At 43.4% G+C, this 18,924-nt stretch carries 21 protein-coding genes and 1 tRNA gene; 19 read left to right on the top strand and 3 right to left on the bottom strand.

The window, feature by feature from the left end; translation table 11 throughout:
* Window positions 1-8: 8 nt before the first annotated feature.
* Window positions 9-503: a peptidylprolyl isomerase gene (locus tag JCM16456_RS10080; protein WP_068714091.1), complete on the bottom strand. Its 495-nt coding sequence runs from the start codon at window positions 501-503 to the stop codon at window positions 9-11.
* Window positions 504-649: 146 nt separating this feature from the next.
* On the opposite strand from JCM16456_RS10080, the gene cysS reads away from it, so the two are divergent.
* The 16 genes from cysS (at window position 650) to nadA (ending at window position 15,066) form a co-directional block, all read left to right on the top strand.
* Window positions 650-2,032 carry a cysteine--tRNA ligase gene (cysS, locus tag JCM16456_RS10075; RefSeq protein WP_068714090.1) on the top strand — a complete coding sequence of 461 codons (1,383 nt, stop codon included), beginning with the start codon at window positions 650-652 and terminating at the stop codon, window positions 2,030-2,032.
* 166 nt (window positions 2,033-2,198) lie between these two features.
* The gene (gene ruvC, locus JCM16456_RS10070) at window positions 2,199-2,720 is read left to right on the top strand and encodes a crossover junction endodeoxyribonuclease RuvC (RefSeq protein ID WP_068714089.1); all 522 of its coding nucleotides are present in this window, start codon (window positions 2,199-2,201) and stop codon (window positions 2,718-2,720) included.
* Window positions 2,721-2,803: 83 nt separating this feature from the next.
* Window positions 2,804-3,418 (top strand): Holliday junction branch migration protein RuvA, encoded by a 615-nt coding sequence (gene ruvA / locus JCM16456_RS10065; RefSeq protein WP_068714088.1) that lies wholly within the window; start codon window positions 2,804-2,806, stop codon window positions 3,416-3,418.
* A 130-nt stretch (window positions 3,419-3,548) separates the two neighbouring features.
* Complete coding sequence (ruvB, locus tag JCM16456_RS10060; protein WP_068714087.1) at window positions 3,549-4,553, top strand: Holliday junction branch migration DNA helicase RuvB; 1,005 nt, start codon at window positions 3,549-3,551, stop codon at window positions 4,551-4,553.
* 458 nt (window positions 4,554-5,011) lie between these two features.
* A complete protein-coding gene (gene cydA / locus JCM16456_RS10055) occupies window positions 5,012-6,598 on the top strand; it encodes a cytochrome ubiquinol oxidase subunit I (RefSeq protein ID WP_068714086.1) in 1,587 nt (528 codons plus the stop codon).
* Window positions 6,599-6,614: 16 nt separating this feature from the next.
* Entirely contained in the window at window positions 6,615-7,751 is a 1,137-nt protein-coding gene (cydB, locus tag JCM16456_RS10050; protein WP_068714085.1) for a cytochrome d ubiquinol oxidase subunit II, read from the top strand.
* Window positions 7,752-7,763: 12 nt separating this feature from the next.
* Window positions 7,764-7,871, top strand: coding sequence for a cytochrome bd-I oxidase subunit CydX (gene cydX, locus JCM16456_RS10045; RefSeq protein ID WP_068714084.1), 108 nt, complete (start codon window positions 7,764-7,766; stop codon window positions 7,869-7,871).
* Window positions 7,864-8,172, top strand: a complete 309-nt coding sequence (gene ybgE, locus JCM16456_RS10040) for a cyd operon protein YbgE (RefSeq protein WP_068714083.1) — start codon at window positions 7,864-7,866, stop codon at window positions 8,170-8,172. The genes cydX and ybgE overlap by 8 nt, the downstream gene beginning before the upstream one ends.
* A 189-nt stretch (window positions 8,173-8,361) precedes the next feature.
* Complete coding sequence (ybgC, locus tag JCM16456_RS10035) at window positions 8,362-8,769, top strand: tol-pal system-associated acyl-CoA thioesterase (RefSeq protein ID WP_068714082.1); 408 nt, start codon at window positions 8,362-8,364, stop codon at window positions 8,767-8,769.
* Window positions 8,759-9,442: a protein TolQ gene (gene tolQ / locus JCM16456_RS10030; RefSeq protein ID WP_068714081.1), complete on the top strand. Its 684-nt coding sequence runs from the start codon at window positions 8,759-8,761 to the stop codon at window positions 9,440-9,442. The genes ybgC and tolQ overlap by 11 nt, the downstream gene beginning before the upstream one ends.
* Window positions 9,443-9,445: 3 nt before the next feature.
* Window positions 9,446-9,886 (top strand): protein TolR, encoded by a 441-nt coding sequence (gene tolR, locus JCM16456_RS10025; protein ID WP_068714080.1) that lies wholly within the window; start codon window positions 9,446-9,448, stop codon window positions 9,884-9,886.
* 14 nt (window positions 9,887-9,900) lie between these two features.
* A complete protein-coding gene (gene tolA / locus JCM16456_RS10020; RefSeq protein WP_068714079.1) occupies window positions 9,901-10,926 on the top strand; it encodes a cell envelope integrity protein TolA in 1,026 nt (341 codons plus the stop codon).
* 13 nt (window positions 10,927-10,939) lie between these two features.
* Window positions 10,940-12,292: a Tol-Pal system beta propeller repeat protein TolB gene (gene tolB, locus JCM16456_RS10015; RefSeq protein ID WP_068714078.1), complete on the top strand. Its 1,353-nt coding sequence runs from the start codon at window positions 10,940-10,942 to the stop codon at window positions 12,290-12,292.
* A gap of 32 nt (window positions 12,293-12,324) precedes the next feature.
* The gene (gene pal / locus JCM16456_RS10010) at window positions 12,325-12,876 is read left to right on the top strand and encodes a peptidoglycan-associated lipoprotein Pal (RefSeq protein WP_068714077.1); all 552 of its coding nucleotides are present in this window, start codon (window positions 12,325-12,327) and stop codon (window positions 12,874-12,876) included.
* Window positions 12,877-12,894: 18 nt separating this feature from the next.
* Window positions 12,895-13,686 (top strand): tol-pal system protein YbgF, encoded by a 792-nt coding sequence (ybgF, locus tag JCM16456_RS10005; protein ID WP_068714076.1) that lies wholly within the window; start codon window positions 12,895-12,897, stop codon window positions 13,684-13,686.
* A 336-nt stretch (window positions 13,687-14,022) separates the two neighbouring features.
* Entirely contained in the window at window positions 14,023-15,066 is a 1,044-nt protein-coding gene (nadA, locus tag JCM16456_RS10000) for a quinolinate synthase NadA (protein WP_068714075.1), read from the top strand.
* A gap of 85 nt (window positions 15,067-15,151) precedes the next feature.
* Here the strand turns inward: nadA and JCM16456_RS09995 are convergent, their stop codons facing one another.
* Window positions 15,152-15,616: an Lrp/AsnC family transcriptional regulator gene (locus JCM16456_RS09995; RefSeq protein ID WP_068714074.1), complete on the bottom strand. Its 465-nt coding sequence runs from the start codon at window positions 15,614-15,616 to the stop codon at window positions 15,152-15,154.
* A gap of 187 nt (window positions 15,617-15,803) precedes the next feature.
* Between JCM16456_RS09995 and JCM16456_RS09990 the strand changes: the two genes are divergently transcribed.
* A complete protein-coding gene (locus JCM16456_RS09990; RefSeq protein ID WP_068714073.1) occupies window positions 15,804-16,820 on the top strand; it encodes a 1-aminocyclopropane-1-carboxylate deaminase in 1,017 nt (338 codons plus the stop codon).
* Window positions 16,821-16,956: 136 nt separating this feature from the next.
* Here JCM16456_RS09990 and JCM16456_RS09985 read toward each other — a convergent pair whose 3' ends face one another.
* The gene (locus JCM16456_RS09985) at window positions 16,957-17,526 is read right to left on the bottom strand and encodes a UPF0149 family protein (RefSeq protein ID WP_068714072.1); all 570 of its coding nucleotides are present in this window, start codon (window positions 17,524-17,526) and stop codon (window positions 16,957-16,959) included.
* A 318-nt stretch (window positions 17,527-17,844) separates the two neighbouring features.
* On the opposite strand from JCM16456_RS09985, the gene JCM16456_RS09980 reads away from it, so the two are divergent.
* On the top strand, window positions 17,845-18,294 hold the full coding sequence (locus JCM16456_RS09980; RefSeq protein WP_068714071.1) for an L-alanine exporter AlaE: 450 nt from the start codon (window positions 17,845-17,847) through the stop codon (window positions 18,292-18,294).
* A gap of 158 nt (window positions 18,295-18,452) precedes the next feature.
* Window positions 18,453-18,540 (top strand) — tRNA-Ser (locus JCM16456_RS09975).
* Window positions 18,541-18,924 lie beyond the last annotated feature (384 nt).

Here is an 18,924-nt window from a genome sequence, read left to right as displayed (position 1 = left end):
TAATCGAATTATTCTTCGATAGTTGTGCTGGTGATAACCACTTCGTCTAGAGGTACGTCTTGGTGCATACCGTAAGAACCAGTGCTTACGCCTTTAATCTGGTTAACCACATCCATGCCTTCAATCACTTCACCGAAAACACAGTAACCCCAACCATCACGACTTTCTGAACGGAAGTCTAGGAAGGTGTTGTCGTTTACGTTAATGAAGAATTGAGAACTTGCTGAGTGCGGTTCCATAGTACGAGCCATTGCAAGCGTACCTACTTTGTTGCTCAGACCATTGTTTGCTTCGTTTTTGATAGAGGCACGAGTGGCTTTCTCTTTCAGGCCTGAAGTCATACCACCGCCCTGAATCATGAAACCGTCGATAACACGGTGAAACAGTGTGTTGTCGTAAAAACCATCACGGCAGTATTGAAGAAAGTTTGCGCTAGTTTCTGGCGCTTTTTCTTCGTTCAACTGAATTTTAATGTCACCAAAGTTAGTGTGAAGGGTGATCATGAGCATTACCTTTGCTTTGTTTTGTATGAAATGGCAATTCTAGCCTAACTTTTTGTTCATTCAAAACATCAAATGGATGACCAGACGATAACAGAGTTGTTATACTACTAGACCATTTCGTTTTTTAGACAGTTTAGATAGAGATCATGTTGAAGATATATAACACACTCACAAGACAAAAAGAGGAATTTAAACCGATCAATGCTGGCAAAGTTGGCATGTATGTCTGTGGAGTCACCATCTACGATCTCTGTCATATTGGCCATGGTCGTACTTTTGTTTCTTTCGATGTCGTGTCTCGTTACTTACGTTATTTGGGTTACGATTTGACGTTTGTCCGTAATATCACCGATATTGACGATAAAATTATTAAGCGCGCTGCGGAAAACGGTGAATCATGTGATTCATTAACTGAGCGTTTGATTCAAGATATGTATACCGATTTTGATGCGCTGAATATGCGTCGTCCAGATGTAGAGCCAAGAGCAACTAAGTTTATTCCTGAAATCATTGCCTTAGTTGAAAAGCTGATCGAAAAAGGTTTTGCATACGTGGCAGATAATGGCGACGTTATGTTTGAAGTGGCTAAATTTGATGATTACGGAAAGCTCTCTCGACAAGATTTAGATCAATTGCAAGCCGGTGCGCGTGTTGATATTGAAACCGCAAAACGCAGTCCATTGGATTTTGTGGTTTGGAAAATGTCTAAGCCGGGCGAACCAACGTGGGAATCTCCATGGGGTGCCGGTCGTCCAGGTTGGCACATTGAATGTTCAGCGATGAACTCATCCATTTTAGGTGATCACTTTGATATTCATGGTGGTGGTTCAGATTTGCAATTCCCACACCATGAAAATGAAATTGCCCAATCATGCTGTGCTCACGGTGGTCATTACGTGAATACATGGATGCACAGTGGAATGGTAATGGTAGATAAAGAGAAAATGTCAAAATCTCTTGGCAACTTCTTTACCATTCGCGATGTATTGGGTCATTACGATCCAGAAACAGTACGTTACTTCTTGATGTCTGGTCACTACCGTAGCCAATTGAACTACAGTGAAGAAAACCTCAATCAAGCACGTGCGTCACTCGAGCGTTTATACACGGCATTACGTGGTTTGGACTTAACTGCGGCTCCTGTTGAAATGGGCGATTACAAACAACGTTTCAACGACGCGATGAGTGATGACTTCAATACTCCAGAAGCGTATTCAGTGCTGTTTGATATGGCGCGTGAAATTAACCGTCTAAAAGGTGAAGACTTCGACAAAGCCAATGCGTTAGGTGCACTAATGCGTGAGCTTGCTGACGTGATCGGCATTCTTCATCAAGACCCAGAGCACTTCCTGCAAGGGGATGCGGGTGATTCTGATGAAGCAGCTGAAATAGAAGCACTAATCAAGTTACGCAATGATTCTCGTGCGGCAAAAGATTGGGCTAATGCCGACCTTGCTCGCGATAAGTTAAATGAGATGGGCATCGTATTAGAAGATGGTCCAGAAGGAACAACTTGGCGTCGTAAGTAAGTCCGAGTGTTGCGTTAAAAATGGAAGTGGGCTTTAGGCCCACTTTCTTTTTTTGCAACGTTCATTTAATTGGATGTTGAGCTCGGAACAAGTGGTGTTAGCTATCGTACTTGGATGAATTAAGCTAACATCGTTAAGAATATCGTTACCTTATCAAGATTTATCTATGTCTATCATTTTGGGGATTGACCCCGGTTCTCGTATCACAGGTTATGGTGTGATACGTCAGCAAGGTCGGCAACTGCAGTATTTGGGCAGTGGGTGTATCCGAACTTCTGAAAAGGATTTACCGCTCCGACTAAAACAAATTTACGCAGGTGTGAGTGAAATCATTACCCAATTTCAACCCGATGTGTTTGCTATCGAGCAGGTGTTTATGGCAAAAAATGCCGACTCTGCATTAAAGTTAGGCCAAGCTCGTGGTAGTGCAATTGTTGCTGCTGTGAATGCCGATTTACCGGTATTTGAATATGCCGCACGTTTAATTAAACAAGCGGTGGTGGGAACAGGTGGGGCAGAAAAGGCTCAGGTTCAACACATGGTGCAGCAGATGTTGAAATTGCCCGCGAAACCGCAGGCTGACGCTGCAGATGCTCTTGGCGTTGCAATTTGTCACGCTAATACCAATAAGACGCTTATCGCTTTAGCTGGTAAAGCGAGCAGTGCCCGCCGAGGTCGTTATCGTTAACGGTTTCATCTATCTTTTACTGGCTATCCATCCAGTTATTGATTATCATCTTTTCCATATTAAGTCTTCATAAGGATACTACCGTGATTGGACGTCTTCGCGGAATATTGATAGAAAAACAGCCACCAGAATTGTTAATTGAAGTGGGTGGTGTTGGCTACGAAATACAAATGCCAATGAGCTGCTTTTACGAACTGCCAAATGTTGGTGAAGAAGCGATTATCTATACTCACTTTGTTGTCCGTGAAGATGCACAGCTATTATACGGCTTCAATACAGTGAAAGAACGAGCCCTTTTCCGTGAAGTGATAAAAGCAAACGGTGTAGGGCCAAAAATGGGGCTGGGTATCTTATCTGGTATGACAGCAACTCAATTTGTTTCGTGTGTTGAAAAAGAAGATATCTCGACCTTGGTGAAGCTTCCAGGCGTGGGTAAAAAAACCGCAGAACGTTTGGTTGTCGAAATGAAAGATCGTTTGAAAGGGTGGGGCGCGGGAGATCTCTTTACTCCAGCGACCGATGCTGCGCCGATTGATAATTTAACAACTGCGGAACAAAGTGCGGAAGAGGAAGCCATTAGTGCTCTGCTCGCATTGGGCTACAAGCCGGCTCAGGCCTCTAAGGTTGTGTCTCAAATTACTAAACCAGGCATGAGCAGCGAGCAATTAATTCGTGACGCACTAAAATCGATGGTGTAGTTAACCGTTCAATAGTGTTGTTGACGAACGTTAGCGTCGTTAACCATGTTGTAGCACTTTGACCTTGGCCACCTTGTTATTTGAAGTGGCAAAGCCGTCATTAAAAGAAAAGTTAGTAGGAACCTCATTCATGATAGAAGCCGACCGTCTCATTGCACCTGAAAACCCTTCCTTTAGAGAGGAAGAAGCGATTGACCGTGCAATACGACCCAAAAAACTGTGCGACTATCGGGGGCAAGATCATGTCCGTGATCAGATGGAAATTTTTATCCAAGCAGCACAAAAGCGCAGTGAAGCGTTAGATCACTTACTGATTTTTGGTCCCCCAGGCCTAGGTAAAACAACCTTAGCTAACATTGTTGCGAATGAGATGGAAGTAAACATTCGTACCACCTCTGGCCCTGTGCTAGAGAAAGCGGGTGATTTAGCGGCTTTGCTTACTAACCTCGAAGAAAATGACGTGTTGTTTATCGATGAAATTCACCGCCTAAGCCCTGTAGTAGAAGAGGTGCTCTATCCAGCGATGGAAGATTATCAACTCGATATCATGATTGGTGAAGGCCCTGCTGCACGCTCGATAAAAATTGATTTACCGCCATTTACCCTGATCGGGGCGACGACACGAGCGGGGTCGTTAACATCCCCGTTACGTGACCGTTTTGGTATTGTTCAACGCCTTGAATATTACAATGTTGCCGACTTACAACATATTGTACAACGCAGTGCTACTTGCCTTGGGCTCTCTATGGACAGTGAAGGCGCATTAGAAGTCGCTAGACGTGCTCGTGGTACACCACGTATTGCTAACCGTTTGTTAAGGCGTGTACGCGATTACGCAGAAGTAAAAGGGAATGGTCATATCTGTGCCGACATTGCAGATAAAGCGTTAAACATGCTTGATGTTGATCACCAAGGCTTCGATTACATGGATCGTAAGTTACTATTAGCAATTATGGAGAAGTTTTCTGGTGGTCCTGTGGGGCTTGATAACTTAGCGGCGGCAATTGGCGAAGAAAAAGACACTATTGAAGATGTGTTAGAGCCATTTCTTATTCAACAGGGCTACCTTCAGCGCACGCCACGGGGTAGAATAGCGACTGATCGAGCTTATTTGCATTTCGGACTTGATCGTTAAAGGTTACAAAAATTAGCATCTGTTTATATTTGACATTTTGGTGTGACTTTTATCACAAAAAGAAAAATCCATTTCTTAGTGAATAGTTAGCAAGAATGGTGCTCTTGTTAACTATTTGTTCTTTCTCTTCCTCTCTTTTTTCTAGAATTTACGTCTCGGTAACAATAAAACTGTAATTTTATTGATTTGAATCATTTTGTTGTTTTCTTGCTCAGTTTTGCGCGTCGAAACTTGATTTGAATCAAAGCGGAATCCTCCTATAAACCTTTTGAAACAAAAGACTTTTGGCAGTAGTATTAGTCGCAGCTATATTAGCTAGCGCTTAACAATTAACTAACCACAACGGCACATGATTACAACAAAAATCACTTTTTTATAACAACCCTACATTTTGTGTAACTAAGTGAAAATGAGTAACAGTGCTCAACGTGTCTTTCAGCCGACACAAAGGAGTTACTATGATTGACGTAGTTGATCTGTCGCGATTGCAGTTTGCATTAACAGCGATGTATCACTTCTTATTCGTACCTCTGACTCTAGGCATGACTTTCTTGCTTGCCATCATGGAGTCTCTTTACGTAATGACCGACAAACAAGTTTACAAGGACATGACTAAGTTCTGGGGTAAACTGTTTGGTATCAACTTTGCCCTAGGTGTTTCTACTGGTCTCACCATGGAATTCCAATTTGGTACAAACTGGTCTTATTACTCTCACTATGTAGGTGATATTTTCGGTGCCCCACTTGCGATTGAAGCATTAGTTGCCTTCTTCCTTGAATCTACCTTTGTGGGTCTATTCTTCTTCGGGTGGGATCGCCTATCTAAACGTCAACACTTAGTAGCGACTTGGTTGACCGCAATCGGTTCAAACTTCTCTGCGCTTTGGATTCTTGTAGCAAACGGCTGGATGCAAAACCCAGTGGGTGCTGAATTCAACTTTGAAAGCATGCGTATGGAAATGGTGAGCTTTGCAGACGTTGTTCTTAACCCTGTTGCTCAGGTGAAATTTGTTCACACTGTAGCTGCTGGTTACTGTACTGGTGCAATGTTCATTCTAGGTGTGAGCTCATACTACCTGCTAAAAGGCCGCGATTTAGGCTTTGCTCGTCGTTCATTCGCTGTTGCTGCTTCTTTCGGTATGGCAGCTGTGCTGTCTGTTATCGTACTAGGTGACGAATCTGGCTACGAAATGGGTGATGTGCAAAAAGTGAAATTGGCTGCAATTGAAGGTGAGTGGGAAACCCAACCAGCTCCAGCAGCATGGACACTGATCGGTCTACCAAGTAATGAAGAGCAAGAAACCAAATACTCAATCCAAATTCCTTGGGCATTAGGTATCATTGCAACTCGTTCTCTTGATCAACAAGTTCCAGGTCTACGTGATTTACGTGAACAGCACGTTGAGCGTATTCGTAATGGTATCTACGCATACTCTTTGCTTGAAAAACTGCGTTCAGGAACTCAAACACCTGAAGATAAAGCAAACTTTGAAGAAGCGAAGAAAGACTTGGGCTATGGTCTATTGCTTAAACGCTATACAGACAACGTAACTGATGCGACTGAAGATCAAATCCAACAAGCAGCGGATGACTCTATCCCTGAAGTTTGGCCTTTGTTCTACTCGTTCCGTATCATGGTCGCTTGTGGCGTTATCATGCTATTGGTATTCGGTGCTGCATTTATTCAAACGTGCCGTAACAAAATCCAACAACATCCACTTCTGCTAAAAGCAGCTCTATTCTCAATCCCATTACCTTGGATTGCTGTAGAGACAGGTTGGTTTGTTGCTGAATATGGTCGTCAGCCTTGGGCTGTTGGTGAAATTCTACCAACAACAGTCGCTAGCTCTGCATTGAGTATGGGTGAATTGATCACTTCTCTAATTGCTGTTTTAGCGCTCTACACTATCTTCTTAATTGCTGAAGTGTACCTAATGGTTAAATTCTCTCGTAAGGGTCCAAGTAGCTTGAAAACAGGCCGCTACCATTTCGAGCAAAACGGTAACTCTGTTGAAGACAAAGTTAGCCGCCAAGTAGAAGCTTAAGCAAGGAGACTCAATAATGTTTGATTACGAAGTCCTACGATTTATTTGGTGGATTCTAATTGGTGTGCTGTTTGTTGGTTTCTCAGTCGCCGATGGTTTCGATATGGGCGTGGGTGCACTAGTTCCATTTATTGGTAAAGGTGACTCAGAACGTCGTGTAATGATTAATACCATTGCTCCTCACTGGGATGGTAACCAAGTTTGGCTTATCACTGCTGGTGGTGCACTATTTGCTGCATGGCCAATGGTTTACGCTGCATCATTCTCTGGTTTTTACCTAGGTATGATTCTCGTATTGGCTGGCCTATGGCTACGTCCACTATGTTTGGAATACCGTGCAAAAATCGATGACGACAAATGGCGTAACGCATTAGATATCGGCATTTCGATCTCTGGTTTTGTTCCACCACTTATCATCGGTGTTGCGTTTGGTAACCTACTTCAAGGTGTTCCACTAGACATCAATGAATTCCTAATGGTGACTTACCATGGTTCATTCTTTGGTCTACTAAACCCATTTGGTATCTTGTGTGGCCTTGTATCGGTATTTATGTTCCTAATGCAAGGTTCAAGCTGGCTACAAATGAAAACTGACGCAGCAGTTCATGCGCGTGCTCGTACCGTTACCCAATTAATGGGCGTGCTTACCGCAGTTCTATTTGTGATTGGTGGTTTTTGGATCCAACATATCGATGGTTTCCTAGTAGCAAGCAACATTGATGCTAATGCTGCATCAAACCCACTAAACAAAGAAGTTATCCGTCAAGCTGGTGGTTGGTTACACAATTTTGAAGTGTACCCAGCAATGTGGATTGCACCAATTCTTGGTGTGGTAATGCCATTACTTGCAGCGCTGCTTTCTCGCGTTGAAAAAGGCGCATTAGCATTCGTGACTTCTAGCCTTGGTATTGCTGGTATCATCTTTACTGCTGGTTTTGCAATGTTCCCATTCATCATGCCTTCAAGCTTGAATCCAAACGTGAGCTTGACCATGTGGGATGCAACATCAAGTGAGTTGACTCTGAAACTGATGACAGGTGTTGCTGCGGTATTCGTACCAATCATCCTGGCTTACACTGCATTCTGTTACTACAAAATGTACGGTCGTGTTAACAAAGAATTTGTTGAAGACAAAAACAATTCTACTTACTAAGGAGCTGAAACTATGTGGTATTTCGCTTGGATCCTAGGCCTACTACTGGCTTGTTCATTCGGTATTATCAATGCTCTTTGGCTAGAGCACAGAGAGATGATGGACAAAGATAGTGAATAATAGTTGGTCCGAACAGGTTTCCAAAATTCATGCTCCACTTGATAAGGCTCTGCTTAGAGCCTTATCCATGATTCTTGGCTTCTATCATGTTGCCATGATGATGTGGGATCCCAAGTTATATGCGGAGTCGATTGGTGGGTTTAATCCTGTCATTGCACCGCTGATGATTTGGGCAATCTGTTCCAGCATGATTTATGGGGTTGGTTTTAAGCCACGCCATTGGTTTTGGCAAATTCTATTCAGTCCCTATTTTTCGCTGCTCATCTTGCTCTATTTGACGGCATTACGCCTCGTTGCATAGGTTGCAACTTGTCATAATAGCGTCATAGTGTGTTGATGAATTAATCAAGTTAGCGCTGTCTTGTTGAGGCAGCGCTAATTTTTTATCAGTTATTTGTGAAATCACCCCATAGTCTTGTACTCAACACAACAAGTTGCGTTATAGTAATCAGTCAGTTGTATTAACTTTTTGACAGAACGTGCCAAAACTATGGAAACTTTCGAATGGCCTGTAACTGTGTACTATGAAGACACAGATGCTGGCGGAGTGGTTTATCACGCCAATTACCTCAAATTTTTTGAACGTGCTCGGACTGAGATGTTACGCAGCATCGGTCTCAATCAGCAAGTTCTGCTGGAACAACATATCGGGTTTGTTGTCCGACATATAGACATCGATTTTTTGAAAGGGGCTCGTCTTGACGATAAGCTGACGGTAAACACGAGTGTTTCTCAACTTAAAAAGGCTTCCCTAACATTCTGTCAAGAGCTGGTTAATCCTGAAGGCGACCTATTGTGTAAAGCAATAGTTAAGGTAGCATGTATCAACAATCAGAACATGAGGCCCATTGCGATGCCTCAGTCATTAAGTGTGGAGTTAACCCCCAGTGAGTGCTGATATTTCAATTCTTGATCTGTTTCTACAAGCCAGTTTCCTTGTTAAATTGGTTATGCTGTTACTGCTAGGCATGTCTGTTGTCTCATGGACAATGATTTTGCAACGCAGTAAAGCTCTCTCTAAAGCACAAAAGAGTGCTGATGAATTCGAAGATAAATTTTGGTCGGGTAGTGACCTATCTGCCCTGTATCAAGATTCAAAAAAACGCAAAGACGATCTTGCCGGAACAGAAGAAATTTTCTATTGCGGTTTTACTGAATTTGCTCGCCTACATAAAACCAACTCAGCATCCCCTGATTATGTGATGGAAGGTACGGGTCGCTCTATGCGCGTCGCGGTTGGTCGTGAAGTCGAAGAGCTAGAGACCAATCTACCATTCTTGGCTACAGTCGGTTCTATCAGCCCATACATCGGTCTATTTGGTACCGTGTGGGGGATAATGCACGCCTTTATTGCATTAGGACAGGTGAAACAAGCCACCTTAGCTATGGTGGCACCTGGTATTGCCGAGGCACTTATTGCGACGGCGATGGGACTGTTTGCAGCGATTCCAGCTGTTATCGCTTACAACCGTTTAAGTAATAAAGTAAGTAAGCTCGAGCATAACTACGCAACGTTTTCCGAAGAGTTTCACAACATTTTGCATCGTCAAGCGATGGCGGGAAAGGAATAGGTTATGGCGGGTTATCAACCGAAAAAACGGAAGATGACAGCTGAAATCAACGTCGTTCCCTATATCGATGTTATGTTGGTTCTGTTGATCATCTTCATGGTGACATCACCTTTTGTGACTCAAGGTGTTGATGTCGATTTGCCAAAAACAACGACAGCGAAACCGGCTTCTGAATTAGCTGGTGATAGTTCGAGTTTTATTATTGTCGAGATCAATAAAGAAGGACAATTAGGAATTAGCGTGAATGATGAAGAAATGCAACGTGGCGTTTCTTTGTCTGATGCCATCGTGAGGATTAAAGCCGAGCGTCAAATTAACCCAGAAACCCCAGTTGCAGTGGGTGGTGATAAGGCAACGCCTTACGCCAATATTGTTATGGTGTTAGATGAGTTAAGTAAAGCGGGCATTCCCAAAGTTGGTTTGTTAACAGATATCAAGGACTAGGCTTAGTACTGTTCATGAAAACAAAGAGACAGAACAAGAGTTATTATAAGAAGCCTCTGCTGATATCTTTCGCATTGCACTTATTGTTAATTGCTGCGTTGATTTGGGGGGCTGACTTTTCGATGGAGAAGCCGAAGCCAAGCGGAAATATGGTGGAAGCGGTGGTCATCGACCCTCAGGTAATTAAGAAGCAAGCACAGCAAATTCGTGAGCAGCGTCAAGCTGCAGCACAAAAAGAGCAACAACGCTTGGATAAGATGCGTCGAGAGAGTGAACAGCTTGAAGCTAATCGTCGCGCAGAAGAGGAACGCATCCGTAAGCTGAAAGAGCAGCAAGTTCAAGAAGCTAAAGCGGCGCGAGAAGCGGAAAAATTGCGTAAGCAGCGCGAGCAAGAGCAAGCTGCGGCTGCCGAAAAAGCGCGTAAAGAAAAAGCCCTAGCAGCAAAAGCAGAAGCGCAACGAAAGGAAAGAGAAGCTGCAGCGGCAAAAGCAGAGCAACAGCGTATAGCGCAAGAAAAGGCAGCTAAAGCAGCAGCAGAGAAAGCGCGTAAAGAAAAAGAAGCGGCCGCGAAAGCTGAGCAGCAACGTATTGCACGTGAAAAAGCGGCGCAAGAAGCTGCCAAAAAAGCCGCTGCTGAAAAAGAACGCTTAAGAAAGTTGCAGCAGCAGAAAGAGCAGCAGCAAAAAGCACTCGATGATATTTTTAAAGGCCTTGAAACGGAGTCTTCTGAAAACCAGTCCGCTCAGGCAAAGTACGTAGCCAGTGAAGCCCAACGTTGGGGATTAATTTACCAGCAAAGGATTAAAGCAAAATTGATTATTGAAGATAGCTATCGTGGTAAAGAATGCATAGTTAACTTAAAGCTAATACCGACGGGCACTGATGCTATCGTAGGAAGTTTAAGTGTTAAAGGCGGAGATTCGAGATTGTGTAGCGCAACGCGCTCTGCGGTCGCTCAAGTGGGTACTTTCCCTTTGCCTAAAGATCCAGCAGTCGTCGAAACATTAAAAAATATCAACTTAACCGTTGCACCAGAGTAAAAAGGAAATGCTTGTGTTTAAGCGATTACTTCTAGGATGCTTATGCTTAGTGCTAAGCAGTTTACACATGGCCAATGCGGCCTTGGATCTCGTTATTACAGATGGTATCAACGCGGCACGGCCTATTGCCATTGTTCCTTTTAAGTGGGAAGGGAAATCAAAACTTCCTCAAGACGTCTCGGCGGTAGTGGCTTCGGATTTGATGCGCAGTGGTAAATTTAGTCCCGTTCCAACCAGTAAAATGCCACAGACGCCATATAATGATGATGACATTAATTTTGAAGCTTGGACGAAGCTCGGGGTTGATTCATTATTAACAGGAACCATCGCGCAAGATGCGAAGGGCGATTATGTTATTAAGTACAAACTCATTGATGTGGTACGTGGTCAGCTAACAAATGGTCAAAGCAAAGGGCTAAGTTCTGATGGTCAATTGATTATGTCAAAAGATCATATTCTATTTAGCAAAATTGCCACTGTGCCAGGACAACGCATGCGTGAATATGCTCACCGCATTTCAGATTTGGTGTATGAAAAGCTCACGGGTGAAAAAGGCGCTTTCCTTACACGGATAGCGTATGTTGTTGTGAATGACAAAGAAGCCTATCCGTATCAGCTACGTGTTGCTGACTATGATGGCTATAACGAAAGATTAGTTCTTCGTTCTAAACAGCCATTAATGTCACCATCGTGGTCACCAGACGGAAAGGAACTGGCTTATGTTAGTTTCCAAAATGGCCGAGCTGAAATTTACATGATGAATATTTACACGGGTAAGCGAGAAAAACTGACATCATACCCACGCCATAATGGCGCGCCTGAATTTTCGCCTGATGGTAAGAAGTTAGCGTTAGTCTTGTCTAAAACAGGTTCGCTACAACTGTATATACTTGACCTGCAAACTCGTAAGTTGACGCAGATCACTCACGACCGTGCAAACAACACCGAACCATTTTGGTTACCGGATGGCAAATCACTGATTTTTACTTCGGATCGGGGTGGTAAACCACAGATTTATCAAGTAAATTTAAATGATGGTTCAACTAAACGCCTGACTTGGCAAGGTAATCAAAATTTGGGGGGCCAAATCACCCCAGATGGACGTTATCTTGTAATGGTTAACCAAAGCAATTCAGGGTTTAATTTAGCAAAACAAGATTTGGAAACAGGAGCTGTGCAAATTCTGACGAAGACTTTGCTTGATGAGTCTCCAAGTATCGCGCCTAATGGTGCTATGGTTATATACAGTTCGATTTATAACGGTACTAACGTTCTTTCTATGGTTTCAATAGATGGAAGATTTAAAGCGAGATTACCAGCAACAAATGGGCGCGTAAGAGCTCCAGCTTGGTCACCGTTTTTATAAGCACAAACTTTTCAATAGTAAGGAAAATAAAGATGCAACTTAATAAAGTTCTTAAAGGGCTACTGATCGCGCTACCAGTTCTAGCAATGACAGCATGTAGTTCAAGCGATGATGCAGCAAATGCATCTGGCTCTTCTGAAACAAACCAACAGCAATCTACTCCTGCAACAGAAACAACGACTGACAACACAGTTGTTACTCCTATGGATGACAGCAGTGCTCAAGTTTCTGAGCAAGAAGCTAAAGAGCAAGCTCTTCGTGAAAATCAAACTGTATACTTTGCATTTGATAACTCAACAATCGCAAGCGATTACGAAGATATGCTAGCTGCTCACGCTTCATACCTAAGCAAAAACAGCAACCTTAAAGTGACTATCGAAGGTTACACTGACGAACGTGGTACTCCAGAGTACAACATCGCTCTTGGTGAGCGTCGTGCTAAAGCAGTTGAAAAATACCTAGAAGCACTAGGTGTTGCACCTGCACAAATCTCAATTGTTAGCTACGGCGAAGAAAAACCTCTAGTTCTTGGTCAATCTGAAGAAGCGTACGCGAAAAACCGTCGTGCGGTTCTCGTTTACTAATTATTGAGGACGAACCTCATGTTCAGTAACTTAAAGCGCGTAGTCACGCTTTCGTTACTGGCAAGTGCAGCGAGCTCAGTGCTCGCTGCACCAGCTCCAGTATCCGAGATTGGAAATAGTTCCAATACAAGTGCAAACACCGCGTCTGTAAGCTCAGGCCCTGCATCTGAAACAGATGTTCAGCGTTTGGAGCGCCTATTAGAAAACCGTAATAGAACCCAATTGCGCATGCAGCAGCAATTGGATGAAATGTCACAAGAAATCCGTAATTTACGAGGTCAAATCGAGAAAAACAGTTACGACATGCAACAAATGGTGCAGCGTCAACGCGAACTGTTTATAGAGCTCGACCGTGTTCGTAGCAATATGAAATCATCAACTTCAGCGCCTAAAAGCGAAGATGAAAGCAACGATGCCAGTAAAGGTGGAACGTATTCAGCTAACGTTAACGAACAAACCGCTTACCAAGATGCTGTTGACCTCATCTTGAAGAAACATGATTACACCGGTGCGATTTCCGCGTTCCAACAATTCCAAAAAGACTTTCCTCAATCGGTTTATTTACCAAACAGCCATTATTGGTTAGGCCAATTGTTCTTTGCTAAGAAACAAGATGTTGATGCAGCGAAGAGTTTTGCTGCTGTGATTTCATTCCCTAAATCAAACAAGCGAGCAGACTCACTTGTGAAGTTGGGTGATATCGCGACTCGTAACAATAACGCCGCTCAAGCGAAGAAGTATTACCAGCAAGTTGTTGATGAATATCCAAACAGTTCATCAGCTGAAGTGGCTCGTTCGCATTTGAAATAAAGCTTGGTTTTGTTTCACAATGCAGAGCAAAACTGGCAGCAGGCAAAATAATGGGGAGAGCGCTCCTCATTATTTTTGTCTGGCACTGCACATATATCACCTTCTTCTTTTCTAATTATCTTTGTTTGCTACAAGGTTATTTCAGCGTCTTATGGCGATTGTCTGACACTCATTGTGGTCAGATATTGGCGGCAATTGGCGTTATTTCTCTTGGAACGAAAAGCGTGCTGCGATTTTATGTTTTATTCATTTGATAAATGAGACCTCTATTTTGCGTATTGGCAAATTATCGGTGTAAACTGTCAGAACACAAAAAAGCCGTATAGAGCAAGAGCAATGACACATATCTTGGATAAAATTGAAACTGTTTACCCATTTCCGCCCAAGCCAATCGCATTGTCTGATGCAGAAAAAGAGCAATACACACAGAGCATTAAAGCACTATTAGAGTTAAACAATGCTGTGTTGATTGCCCATTATTACACCGACCCAGAAATCCAAGCTCTTGCTGAAGCAACTGGTGGATTTGTTGGTGATTCGTTAGAAATGGCGAAGTTTGGTAATCGTCATCCCGCAACTACGTTAGTGATTGCTGGGGTGAGGTTTATGGGCGAATCCGCTAAGATTCTCACGCCAGAAAAACGTATTTTAATGCCTACCTTAGAAGCTGAGTGTTCTTTGGATTTGAGTTGTCCTGCCGATGCGTTTAGTGCGTTTTGTGATGCTCACCCCGACCATACGGTAGTGGTTTATGCCAATACTTCCGCGGCAGTGAAAGCAAGGGCAGACTGGGTTGTAACCTCTAGCATTGCACTAGAGATCGTCGAGCATCTTGATAGTGAAGGTAAGAAAATCATCTGGGGACCCGATCGTCATTTAGGCGCTTATATTGCCAAACAAACCGGAGCGGACATGTTGCTTTGGAATGGTGAATGTATCGTTCACGATGAGTTTTCTGCGGATGCATTGCGTAAAATGAAAGGTCTTTACCCTGATGCTGCCGTTTTGGTTCACCCTGAGTCGCCTTCTAGTGTGGTAGAACTTGCTGATGCGGTGGGTTCTACTAGCCAACTCATTAAAGCCGCTCAGACGCTGCCTCAGTCGACAATGATTGTAGCGACCGATAAAGGTATCTTCTTTAAAATGCAGCAGATGGTGCCGGAAAAAACCTTAATTGAAGCACCTACTGCAGGAGCCGGAGCCACTTGTCGCAGCTGTGCCCATTGTCCTTGGATGGCGATGAACGGTTTGGTCGCTATTGAAGCTGCGTTACAAGAGGGCGGCGATAAGCATGAGATTTTTGTCGATGAAGAAACCAGAGTGAAATCCTTGGTTCCACTGAATCGAATGTTGGACTTTGCGCAAACTTTAACTCGTTAATCGAATGTTCAAAGTGTCAAACAAAGCCCTGAACTGTTGAGCAACAGAGCAGGGCTTGTGTTTTTAATACGGCTTATTGTCGAACCTAAAAAGTGAGTGGGGCATTTTCGACCACCTCTTTCATCACAAAGAAGGTTCTAATTTGGCGTACCCCAGGTAATGCCAACAGCTGAGAGGCATGCAGTTGGTTAAAATCAGCCATGTCTTTTACCCGAATCCGTAAAAAATAGTCAAACTCTCCCGCAACCAATTGGCAATCAATGATGACGGGGAGGAGAGTGACCGCCTGTTCAAACTCCGCAAAGCTTTCTGGTGTAGAGCGATCTAATACCACTCCTACAATCACCAAACTGCCTAACTGTATCGCACTCGGTTCAACAAGGGCGCGAACAGAGTGAATAATGCCTTTTTTAAATAATCGGTCGACGCGTCGATGGCAGGTTGCTGCGCTGATATTCACTTGTTGCGCCAAATCGGCGTTAGAGATACGACCATCCTGTTGTAATAAGCGCAGAAGCTTATAGTCGATACGATCTAATGATTCGTCCATGAAATATTCTTCCGTTAATCCGTCACTATTTGAAATTTAGTTAAACATGTTTTTCTTACTATGAAAATAGTAGTTATTAATAACTAGAAAATAGAAAGCACATTTCAATGCGGATTCGGTAAGCTGAAAGCAACAAAAAACGGGTGGGATGGAGTGCCACCCAACTATTTCGTGATGGAGAGTTGCTATGAATCTGGACAAATTTGAACGCTACCCACTGACTTTTGGCCCAACCCCGATTGAGAAACTGAGTCGATTATCTGAGTTCCTTGGTGGCGACGTGGAGATCTACGCAAAGCGAGAAGACTGCAACAGTGGTCTTGCCTTTGGTGGCAATAAGTTACGCAAGATGGAATACATTGTTCCTGACGCGATAGCAGAAGGGGCCGATACGTTAGTCTCTATTGGTGGTGTGCAATCTAACCATACGCGTATGGTGGCAGCAGTGGCTGCAAAGGTGGGTATGAAATGCCGCTTAGTTCAAGAGAGCTGGGTTCCTTTCCAAGACGCAGTGTACGACCGTGTGGGTAATATATTGATGAGCCGTGTTATGGGCGCCCATGTTGAATTGGTCGATGAAGGTTTTGATATTGGTATTCGTGAAAGTTGGGAAAATGCGCTCAAGGATGTTGAAGCAAAAGGTGGTAAGCCTTATCCCATTCCTGCCGGCGCATCTGAGCACAAGTATGGCGCTTTAGGTTATGTCGCTTTTGCTGAAGAAGTGCGGGCGCAAGAAAAAGAACTTGGCTTTACCTTCGATTATGTCGTGGTATGTACGGTAACGGGTTCAACGATGGCTGGTATGGTGGTTGGGTTTGCCGCTGATGGTCGAGCACAAAAAGTGATTGGGATTGATGCATCTGGTACGCCAGAACAAAACCATGCGCAGGTGCTCCGTATTGCGCAAAATACAGCGGATTTAGTAGAACTCAATCAATCGATTACCAAAGACGATGTGGTGATTATTGATGATTACGCCTATCCAGCATACGGTGTGCCTTCAGATGAAACAGTAGAAGCAATTCGTATCGCTGCTCGCACTGAAGCAATGATGACCGATCCTGTTTATGAAGGTAAATCAATGCAAGGCTTAATTGATTTAACGCGCAAAGGCTATTTCCCGAAAGGCTCCAAAGTGTTGTATGCCCATCTTGGTGGTGTGCCTGCCATTAACGCTTACAGCTATATTTTCCGTAACGGTTAAGCGAAAACCATATTGTTTAAGCTGATTATTATTCCTGTTCGCTCCCAAACTGGCTTTGGGAGCAATTTCACCATTCACTATGATGGTAACGGCACCTTGTATCCGGTGCCGCTTTTCTGTCACGCTCAAGCGTGTCTTATTGGTTCTCAGCTCGCTGAGCACCGCGCAACGTGAGCCCGCACAGCATAGCTGGCATTGCATTGTAAATTTCTTCAAATTGCTCTAGTCCCTCAACACCTTGTTCACTTAGGGTCGAGATAGAGGTCTCAGGATCATAAAGCATGCTCAGTGACAGAATAACCCCAGCAAGTAAAACACCATCTTCACTTTCTGGCGGTATGATATTTTCCCAGTCGTCACGAGTGAGCTGCCAGCCTTGAAGTACACCTTCACAGAAATCTCGAACCGATTCATTTACGATTTCTTGCTCATCAAGTTCGTAACCTTCCGGCCAAGTCCACTGATTATTCAATAGTGCAGGACGAAAATGATTCCACATGTTGATAATCAGTTCTAAATAATTTTCTAACTGTTCCCCATCGCTAAACGGAGCCACTTCTTCTTCTCCCCACAAATAAGGTAGCCATTCTTGCGGTGGTAGGGTATTTGGAGTGCAGGCCATTGCAGTTACAAATCCAGTCGTTTGTGCTTCGTTAAGAAGACGATCGTTTAACTCTGGTTGAGCGAGCAGTTCTTGAAGGGTCAAAATTACTTTCCACTTTGTTGTCAATTCTGCCGCTAGTGTACCTTTAAACCGTCTATTGAGGCGAGTAATACAGAGTCATTTTTGCCGAATTACGCGAACTCAAACTGTGTAATAAATGGCCAAAGCGAAAAAGTAGCTAGAGCTGCTAGTTTTCTCGGCAAAACTAGTGGTTTATTAACTCAACATATTTAAATACGGAATCTAAAACTATAAAAGCTATGTTTTAATAGCGCCATAAACTGGATGGTCAGGGTTAGTGTAGTCATCTGTTTTACAATAAAAGCAAATAGCTAGTGATTTATTTTTTTGAGGATGTAAATGAAAGCTCGTGGCCCATTTTGTATTCGGCATGCTGCTGCCGATACCTTTGCTATGGTCGTGTTCTGTTTTATTTCAGGAATGATTGTTGAGATATTTATTTCAGGGATGAGTTTTGAACAGTCTTTAGCGTCAAGAACGTTGTCGATTCCAGTTAATATTGCCATTGCATGGCCTTATGGAGTGTTCAGAGATTTCGTTTTGCGTCAGGGTAAGCGGATATCGGATACTCGTTGGATGAAAAACGGTGCTGATTTAGTGGCTTATGTGCTATTTCAATCGCCAGTCTATGCCGCGATTCTGTTTACGGTAGGTGCATCATGGGACCAAATCGCGACCGCGGTAACCAGTAACGCTGTTATTTCTTGCGGTATGGGCGTTCTTTATGGTTACTTCCTCGACATGTGTCGCCGTTGGTTTCGAGTTCCAGGGTATTACCACGTAGGTTAGAGAACATCACTTATTGGAATGCTTTGCAGCTAATTTGATCAAATCAGTTATTTTGTAGGCAGTTGTGCGAGAAAAAGGGCTTTTTTTGCCAATTGCACTTGACCAACCTGAGTAGAATCATTAAATTAGCGCCTCGTTAACACAGTTAACGAAAACACGGTGAGTTGTCCGAGTGGCTTAAGGAGCACGCCTGGAAAGTGTGTATACGGCAACGTATCGAGAGTTCGAATCTCTTGCTCACCGCCACATTCAAGAAAAAAGACGTCCTAGGACGTCTTTTTTTGTATCTACGAGTACCTTGGTTAATAAGGTTTCGTTACTGCCCAAGGCCATCTCTGTTTGGTTAAAGCGGAGTGTTATGGCATCACCATTCAAACACCCTCAAACGGGCGTCTATTACTTCCGTATTGCTAATCCTAAAGACCTCACTTTGGACAAGCGTTAAAAGACGTGTTTCATAAATCGGATAGAAAAAGCAAAATTGGTAAGGTGGCAACTGTTTACTTATTAAGCTAAATCTAATTTGTGTTAGCAGCTCAAAGTAAAGCTTGTCTTTGTCGTCTTACTTTCGCTTTATTGCGTGCTTTAATGTAGATACATACCTATTTTTGTTTTTCTGTGCTATTCGGC

Origin of the sequence: Vibrio tritonius (assembly GCF_001547935.1) — a bacterium.
Classification (GTDB): Bacteria; Pseudomonadota; Gammaproteobacteria; order Enterobacterales; family Vibrionaceae; genus Vibrio; species Vibrio tritonius.
Note: the sequence above shows the minus strand (reverse complement) of the source record. Positions and strands in the feature narration are given on the sequence as shown.

Excerpts from the sequence above, each read along its gene's own strand:
- JCM16456_RS10080 (WP_068714091.1), bottom strand. The coding sequence starts at position 503 with ATGATCACCCTTCACACTAACTTTGGTGACATTAAAATTCAGTTGAAC.
- cysS (WP_068714090.1), top strand. The coding sequence starts at position 650 with ATGTTGAAGATATATAACACACTCACAAGACAAAAAGAGGAATTTAAA.
- ruvC (WP_068714089.1), top strand. The coding sequence starts at position 2,199 with ATGTCTATCATTTTGGGGATTGACCCCGGTTCTCGTATCACAGGTTAT.
- ruvB (WP_068714087.1), top strand. The coding sequence starts at position 3,549 with ATGATAGAAGCCGACCGTCTCATTGCACCTGAAAACCCTTCCTTTAGA.
- cydA (WP_068714086.1), top strand. The coding sequence starts at position 5,012 with ATGATTGACGTAGTTGATCTGTCGCGATTGCAGTTTGCATTAACAGCG.
- cydB (WP_068714085.1), top strand. The coding sequence starts at position 6,615 with ATGTTTGATTACGAAGTCCTACGATTTATTTGGTGGATTCTAATTGGT.
- cydX (WP_068714084.1), top strand. The coding sequence starts at position 7,764 with ATGTGGTATTTCGCTTGGATCCTAGGCCTACTACTGGCTTGTTCATTC.
- ybgC (WP_068714082.1), top strand. The coding sequence starts at position 8,362 with ATGGAAACTTTCGAATGGCCTGTAACTGTGTACTATGAAGACACAGAT.
- tolR (WP_068714080.1), top strand. The coding sequence starts at position 9,446 with ATGGCGGGTTATCAACCGAAAAAACGGAAGATGACAGCTGAAATCAAC.
- tolA (WP_068714079.1), top strand. The coding sequence starts at position 9,901 with ATGAAAACAAAGAGACAGAACAAGAGTTATTATAAGAAGCCTCTGCTG.
- pal (WP_068714077.1), top strand. The coding sequence starts at position 12,325 with ATGCAACTTAATAAAGTTCTTAAAGGGCTACTGATCGCGCTACCAGTT.
- ybgF (WP_068714076.1), top strand. The coding sequence starts at position 12,895 with ATGTTCAGTAACTTAAAGCGCGTAGTCACGCTTTCGTTACTGGCAAGT.
- nadA (WP_068714075.1), top strand. The coding sequence starts at position 14,023 with ATGACACATATCTTGGATAAAATTGAAACTGTTTACCCATTTCCGCCC.
- JCM16456_RS09995 (WP_068714074.1), bottom strand. The coding sequence starts at position 15,616 with ATGGACGAATCATTAGATCGTATCGACTATAAGCTTCTGCGCTTATTA.
- JCM16456_RS09990 (WP_068714073.1), top strand. The coding sequence starts at position 15,804 with ATGAATCTGGACAAATTTGAACGCTACCCACTGACTTTTGGCCCAACC.
- JCM16456_RS09980 (WP_068714071.1), top strand. The coding sequence starts at position 17,845 with ATGAAAGCTCGTGGCCCATTTTGTATTCGGCATGCTGCTGCCGATACC.